Origin of the sequence: Kitasatospora sp. NPDC057198 (assembly GCF_042670125.1) — a bacterium.
Classification (GTDB): Bacteria; Actinomycetota; Actinomycetes; order Streptomycetales; family Streptomycetaceae; genus Kitasatospora.
Window position 1 is genome coordinate 1 of the sequence record NZ_JBHUWH010000464.1, and the last position, 6,028, is coordinate 6,028.

The window sequence follows — 6,028 nt, forward strand, 5'->3', positions numbered from 1 at the left end:
GGCGGGGCCCGTCGGCGTTCCGGCGCTCCCGGGGTGCCCGTCCGGGTGGCAGTCCGGGCGTCCGTCCGGTGTTCGGCCGGCGTCCGTCCGGTGTTCGGCGGGCGCCCGTCCGGTGTTGGTCCGGTGTTCGTCCGGGCTGTTCACCCAGGGCGAACGGGCTGTTCGGGCGGCCCGCCCGGCTCACCCGGACGGCCGAACGGGGGCGGGCGGGTGGGAGGATCTTCCCGACCGCACCATCGCATCGGCAGGAAGGTCCCCCCATGACCATCGAGATCGGCACCCAGGCCCCGGACTTCGAGCTGAAGAACCAGCACGGCGAGTCGGTGAAGCTGTCCGACTTCCGCGGCGAGAAGAACGTCGTCCTGGTCTTCTACCCGTTCGCCTTCACCGGCGTCTGCACCGGCGAGGTCTGCGAGATCCAGAAGGAGCTGCCGCGCCTGCAGAACGACGAGGTGCAGGTGCTCGCGGTCTCCAACGACTCGCCGTTCTCGCTGCGGGTCTTCGGCGACCAGCAGGGCCTGGAGTACCCGCTGCTGTCGGACTTCTGGCCGCACGGCGAGGTCTCCCGCGCCTACGGCGTCTTCAACGAGGAGAAGGGCTGCGCGGTGCGCGGCACCTTCGTCATCGACAAGGAGGGCACCGTCCGCTGGAGCATCGTCAACGGCCTGCCGGACGCCCGTGACACCCAGGAGTACCTGGCCGCCCTCGGCGCGCTCTGAGGCCCCCGGCGGCGGCCCGCCCGGCCCGGTGCGGCCCGGTGCGGCGCAACTTCCGCCGGCCGCCGGGCCGGGTCGCGGCGGCCGACCGGGAACCCGGCACTACGATCGGGCCGTTGACGGATCGGGAACCCGACTTCTTGGAGGACCACGTGGGTGTCAGCCTGAGCAAGGGCGGCAATGTCTCGCTCACCAAGGAGGCGCCTGGCCTGACCGCCGTGGTCGTCGGCCTCGGGTGGGACGTGCGCACCACCACCGGCACGGACTTCGACCTGGACGCCAGCGCGCTGCTCTGCACCGAGCAGGGCCGGGTCCGGTCCGACGCCGACTTCATCTTCTTCAACAACCTGAAGAGCGCCGACGGCTCGGTCGAGCACACCGGCGACAACCTCACCGGCGAGGGCGAGGGCGACGACGAGCAGATCAAGGTCAACCTGGCCGCCGTCCCGGCCGACGTCGCCAAGATCGTCTTCCCGGTGTCGATCTACGACGCGCAGAACCGGCAGCAGAGCTTCGGCCAGGTCCGCAACGCGTTCATCCGGGTGCTGAACCAGGCCGGCGGCGCCGAGATCGCCCGCTACGACCTCTCCGAGGACGCCTCCACCGAGACCGCGATGGTCTTCGGCGAGCTGTACCGCAACGGCGAGGAGTGGAAGTTCCGCGCCATCGGCCAGGGCTACGCCTCCGGCCTGCGCGGCATCGCCCAGGACTTCGGCGTCAACGTCTGACGTCCGGCCGGACCAGGACGCGGGGCGGCTCCGTCGGCGGGGCCGCCCCGCGGCGTTCACACGGTCGGCAGCGCCATCACCTGGTTGCCCTGGACGGCGATCAGCAGGTTCTCGCCGCCGGCCAGGTGCCAGGGCAGCTCGGCGCCGGCGTTGGTCTGGAACACCCAGCGGACCTTGTGGTTCACCACGTCGACGGCGTAGATGCCGTGCTCGGGGCTGGGCACGAACAGGGTGTCCTCGACCAGCACCGGGTTGGTGTCCATCGACACCTCGACGGGCAGCTCCAGGTGCCACAGCTCGGTGCCGTCGGAGGCGTTGAAGGCCACCACCCGGGTCGGGGCGGCCGGGGTGTAGGTGGTGCCCTGGTAGGTCAGCGTCATGCCGCCGAGGACCGAGTACACGACGTGGTTGCCCGCCGCGGGCGGCGAGTACCACATGTGGGTCGAGCGGTCCGAGGTCTTCGCCCAGACCTGCTTGCCGTCGGAGACCCGCACGCCCTGGATGCCGTTCGGGTCGACCGAGCAGAACACCAGGCCGTCCTGGAGCACCGGCTGGTACTCCGAGCGCGAGTTGGTGGGGGCGAACCAGGTCTGGCTGCCGTCGGCCAGCGAGCGGGCGACCAGGTTCTCCTTGCTGTCGGTGTAGAGCAGGGCGTCCGCGGTCAGGTCGGAGCTGACCGTGTAGTCGGCGGTCTGCTGGCGGTGCTGGTTCCACAGCATCGAGCCGTCCTTGCGGGACAGCGCCATGATGCCCTTGCCGGTCTTGGCGCCCATGTCGGGGACGCCCTTGTCGTCCATCTGCAGGTACGAGCACATCGCGTACACGGCGCGGTCGTCGGCGTTCAGCACCATGTCCGAGGCGATCTGGGTGCCGTTCGGCTTCCCGCGCTCGGCCTGGTACTTCCACAGCACGGTGCCGGTGGCGGCGTCCACCGTGATCAGGTCGGCGACCGTGCCGTAGCTGATCGTGCCGCCCGCGCAGGCCATGTTGTAGGCCATCGCGTCCTTGGTGATCCACTTCTCCTTGCCGTCGGCCAGGTTCACCGCGACCAGGTCGGCGCTGCCCAGGTGCAGCAGCCCGGGGGAGAAGGCCATGCCGAGGCTGCCGGCGTTGTTCCCCGCGGTCCGGTACGTCCACAGCGGGGCCGGCGGCATGCCCGGGGCGCGGCTGGGCGCGGCGCTCGACGCGGTGGCGGTCGGGCTGCCGGTCGGGCCGCCGGTCGTCGGCGGGGCCGGGGCCGGGTCCTTCTTCGTGCCGCCGCCCAGCGCCCAGGCGGTCAGGCCGCCCGCACCGGCCAGCACCACCGCGCCGCCGCCGAACAGCAGGGCCCGGCGGGACGGGCCGGGGCTCGCGGGGGCCGCCGGGGCGGCGTCGATCGGCGCGGTGGGGTGCCCGGCCACCGCCACGGCCTCGGTCGCCGGGTGGGCGGGTGCCGGGTGGGCGGGTGCCGGGGTGCCGCCGGTGCGCAGTTGGACGGTGCCGCGGTCGGCGGGCTCGGCGGGCGAGACCTCGGTGGGGGTGGGGACGGGGGCGGGGGCGGCCGGGGCGGCGGCCAGCCGCGGGTCGACGGGGCGGACCGGGGCCTCCAGGTCCATCACCTCGGCGGCGTGGGTGGCGATGTCCGAGGCCAGCGCGGCGGGCAGCCAGCCGGAGCGGGCCGGGGCGACCGCCTCGCCCAGCAGCGCGCCGAGCTCGGCGGGCGTCGGGCGGGCGCCCGGGTCCTTGGCCAGGCAGGCGGTGACGGCGGGCCGCAACTGCTCGGGCAGCCCGGACAGGTCGGGCTCGTCGTGCACCACCCGGTACAGCAGCGAGGCCGCGGACGGGGCGCCGCCGTCCTCGACGTGGTCGAACGGGCCGTGGCCGGTGGCGGCGAAGACCAGCACCGAGCCGAGCGAGAACACGTCCCCCGCCGGGCCGAGGCGGCGTCCGGCGGCCTGCTCGGGGCTCATGAACCCGGGCGAGCCGACCACCACGCCGGTGGAGGTCATCCGGTCGCCGTCCAGCGCGCGGGCGATGCCGAAGTCGATCACCCGCGGCCCGTCGGCGGCCAGCAGCACGTTGGACGGCTTGAGGTCGCGGTGCACCAGCCCGGCCGCGTGGATCGCGGCCAGCGCCTGGGCCAGGCCCACGCCCAGGGTGCGCACGGTCTCCACCGGCAGCGGCCCGTGGCCGCGCACCGCGTCGTCCAGCGCCGGGCCGAGCACGTACGCGGTGGCCAGCCAGGGCGACTCGCCGTCCCGGTCGGCGTCCACCACCGGCGCGGTGAAGGTGCCGCCCACGGACTGCGCGGCGGACACCTCGCGGCGGAAGCGCTCGCGGAAGTCGGCGTCCCCGGCCAGGTCGGCGCGGACCACCTTGACCGCGACGGTGCGGCCGCCGGCGGAGCGGGCCAGGTACACCCGGCCCATGCCGCCGACGCCGAGTCTGGCCAGCAGGTGGTAGGGGCCGACCGACTCGGGGTCGGTGCGGTCGAGCGGCTCGAACGGCATCGCTACCGTGCTCCCTCTGTTCGTCCGTGTACGTGGTGCCGCGCGATGGTTCGTCCGGCGGTCCCGGCAGCGTACCCGCCGGGTTCCGGCAGGTCTCCGGCCGGTCCGCGGCGGGGCCGTCGGGCGCCTGGCGCTTGATAGATTCGGCCACGATCCGCACACCGGCCGGGTGCGCGCGGGGCGGCCCCGGGCCGCCGGGCGGGGTTACCGGCCGGGTCCGGACGCGGAGTTCAGGAAGTTCAGTCGGGTGTGCAGCACTGCACGGCCGCTCGGGGGCGTAGATCTCTTGGGGTGCGTCCGCCGGGCGCGCCCCGTCGGCCCTCCCGGGTGGCCGGCGGCAGTCCACCGAAGCACACCCCCGGGAGCCCCGGAGACGGGAGCTGGGAGGAAGTCCGATGTCCGTCACCCTCGCCAAGGGCGGGAACGTCTCGCTGACCAAGGCCGCGCCGAACCTGACGCAGGTCCAGATCGGCCTGGGCTGGGACGCCCGGTCGACCACCGGCGCGCCCTTCGACCTGGACGCCAGCGCGCTGCTGTGCACCGGCGGCCGGGTCACCGGCGACGAGTACTTCGTGTTCTACAACAACCTGCGCAGCCCCGAGGGCTCGGTCGAGCACCAGGGCGACAACCTCACCGGCGACGGCGACGGCGACGACGAGGTGGTGCAGGTGCACCTCGACCTGGTGCCCGTGCAGATCGACAAGGTCGTGTTCGCCGTCTCCATCTACGACGCCGACGCCCGCCTGCAGAGCTTCGGCCAGGTCTCCAACGCCTACATCCGGGTGGTCAACCTCGCGGACGGCAGCGAGATCGCCCGCTACGACCTCTCCGAGGACGCGTCCAGCGAGACCGCCATGATCTTCGGCGAGCTGTACCGCTACCAGGGCGAGTGGAAGTTCCGGGCCGTCGGCCAGGGCTACGCCTCCGGCCTGCGCGGCATCGCGCTCGACTTCGGCGTCAACGTCCAGTAACAGCAAGCCAGAGTCCGGAACGGGTCGATTCCGGCAGCCAGAAAGGTAACTGACCCCGTGTTCCTCCGTACGTTCGGATGGTCCTTCGCCATCACGATCGCCGGCCTGATCGCAGCCGGCCTGATCTGGGGGGCCGAAGGATTCGGCGTCGTCCTGATCCTCTCGATCCTCGAGATCTCCCTCTCCTTCGACAACGCCGTCGTCAACGCCACCGTCCTGAAGCGGATGAACGCCTTCTGGCAGAAGCTGTTCCTCACGGTCGGCGTGCTGATCGCGGTCTTCGGCATGCGGCTGGTCTTCCCGCTGCTGGTCGTCGGCCTGACCGCGCACCTCAACCCCGGCACCGTGATCTCGCTGGCGCTCGACTCCAGCAAGACCCACGACGGCCACACCTACGCCGAGTACCTGGACATGGCCAACCCGGCCATCGCGGCCTTCGGCGGCATCTTCCTGCTGATGATCTTCCTCGACTTCATCTTCGAGGAGAAGGACTTCAACTGGCTGCGCTGGCTGGAGAAGCCGCTGGAGAAGATCGGCAAGCTGGACGCGCTCTCCTCGGTCGTCGCGCTGATCGTGCTCGCCCTGTCCTCGCGCTTCTTCGCCGGTGACCGCGCCGAGACGGTGCTGCTGGCCGGCGTCTGCGGCCTCGCCACCTACCTCGCGGTCAACGGCCTCTCCGAGGTCTTCGAATCGGGCCTGGAGGCCCAGGAGGAGGCCGAGGAGGAGGCCGAGCGCAGCGGCAAGTCGATCGTCCAGGTCGGCGGCAAGGCCGCGTTCTTCCTCTTCATCTACCTGGAGGTCCTCGACGCGTCGTTCTCCTTCGACGGCGTGGTCGGCGCGTTCGCCATCTCCCAGGACATCTTCCAGATCACCCTGGGCCTGGGCATCGGCGCCATGTACATCCGGTCGCTGACCGTCTTCCTGGTCCGCAAGGGCACCCTGGACGACTACGTGTACCTGGAGCACGGCGCGCACTACGCGATCGGCGCGCTGGCGCTGATCCTGCTCGCCTCGATCAAGTACCACATCCCGGAGATCGTCACCGGCCTGATCGGCGTCGCGTTCATCGGCGCCGCGCTGGCCTCCTCGATGGTCCGCAACAAGCGCCAGCAGGCGCTGGAGGG

5 protein-coding genes are annotated in these 6,028 nt (G+C 72.1%); 4 read left to right on the forward strand and 1 reads right to left on the reverse strand.

Annotated elements, in window-relative coordinates; translation table 11 throughout:
- Window positions 1–260: 260 nt before the first annotated feature.
- Entirely contained in the window at window positions 261–719 is a 459-nt protein-coding gene (locus tag ACFUEL_RS33150) for a peroxiredoxin (protein WP_380240856.1), read from the forward strand.
- Window positions 720–868: 149 nt separating this feature from the next.
- A complete protein-coding gene (locus ACFUEL_RS33155; RefSeq protein WP_380240861.1) occupies window positions 869–1,444 on the forward strand; it encodes a TerD family protein in 576 nt (191 codons plus the stop codon).
- A 56-nt stretch (window positions 1,445–1,500) separates the two neighbouring features.
- Here the strand turns inward: ACFUEL_RS33155 and ACFUEL_RS33160 are convergent, their stop codons facing one another.
- Window positions 1,501–3,933 carry a PQQ-binding-like beta-propeller repeat protein gene (locus ACFUEL_RS33160; RefSeq protein WP_380240858.1) on the reverse strand — a complete coding sequence of 811 codons (2,433 nt, stop codon included), beginning with the start codon at window positions 3,931–3,933 and terminating at the stop codon, window positions 1,501–1,503.
- 395 nt (window positions 3,934–4,328) lie between these two features.
- Here ACFUEL_RS33160 and ACFUEL_RS33165 point away from each other — a divergent pair, with 395 nt between their 5' ends.
- A complete protein-coding gene (locus ACFUEL_RS33165; protein ID WP_344555639.1) occupies window positions 4,329–4,904 on the forward strand; it encodes a TerD family protein in 576 nt (191 codons plus the stop codon).
- A 57-nt stretch (window positions 4,905–4,961) separates the two neighbouring features.
- On the forward strand, window positions 4,962–6,028 hold a 1,067-nt coding region (locus tag ACFUEL_RS33170), incomplete at its 3' end, for a DUF475 domain-containing protein (RefSeq protein ID WP_380240860.1).

What these genes read in the sequence shown, in the direction of transcription:
- ACFUEL_RS33165 (WP_344555639.1), top strand. Translation starts at nt 4,329, where the DNA reads ATGTCCGTCACCCTCGCCAAGGGCGGGAACGTCTCGCTGACCAAGGCC.
- ACFUEL_RS33160 (WP_380240858.1), bottom strand. Translation starts at nt 3,933, where the DNA reads ATGCCGTTCGAGCCGCTCGACCGCACCGACCCCGAGTCGGTCGGCCCC.
- ACFUEL_RS33150 (WP_380240856.1), top strand. Translation starts at nt 261, where the DNA reads ATGACCATCGAGATCGGCACCCAGGCCCCGGACTTCGAGCTGAAGAAC.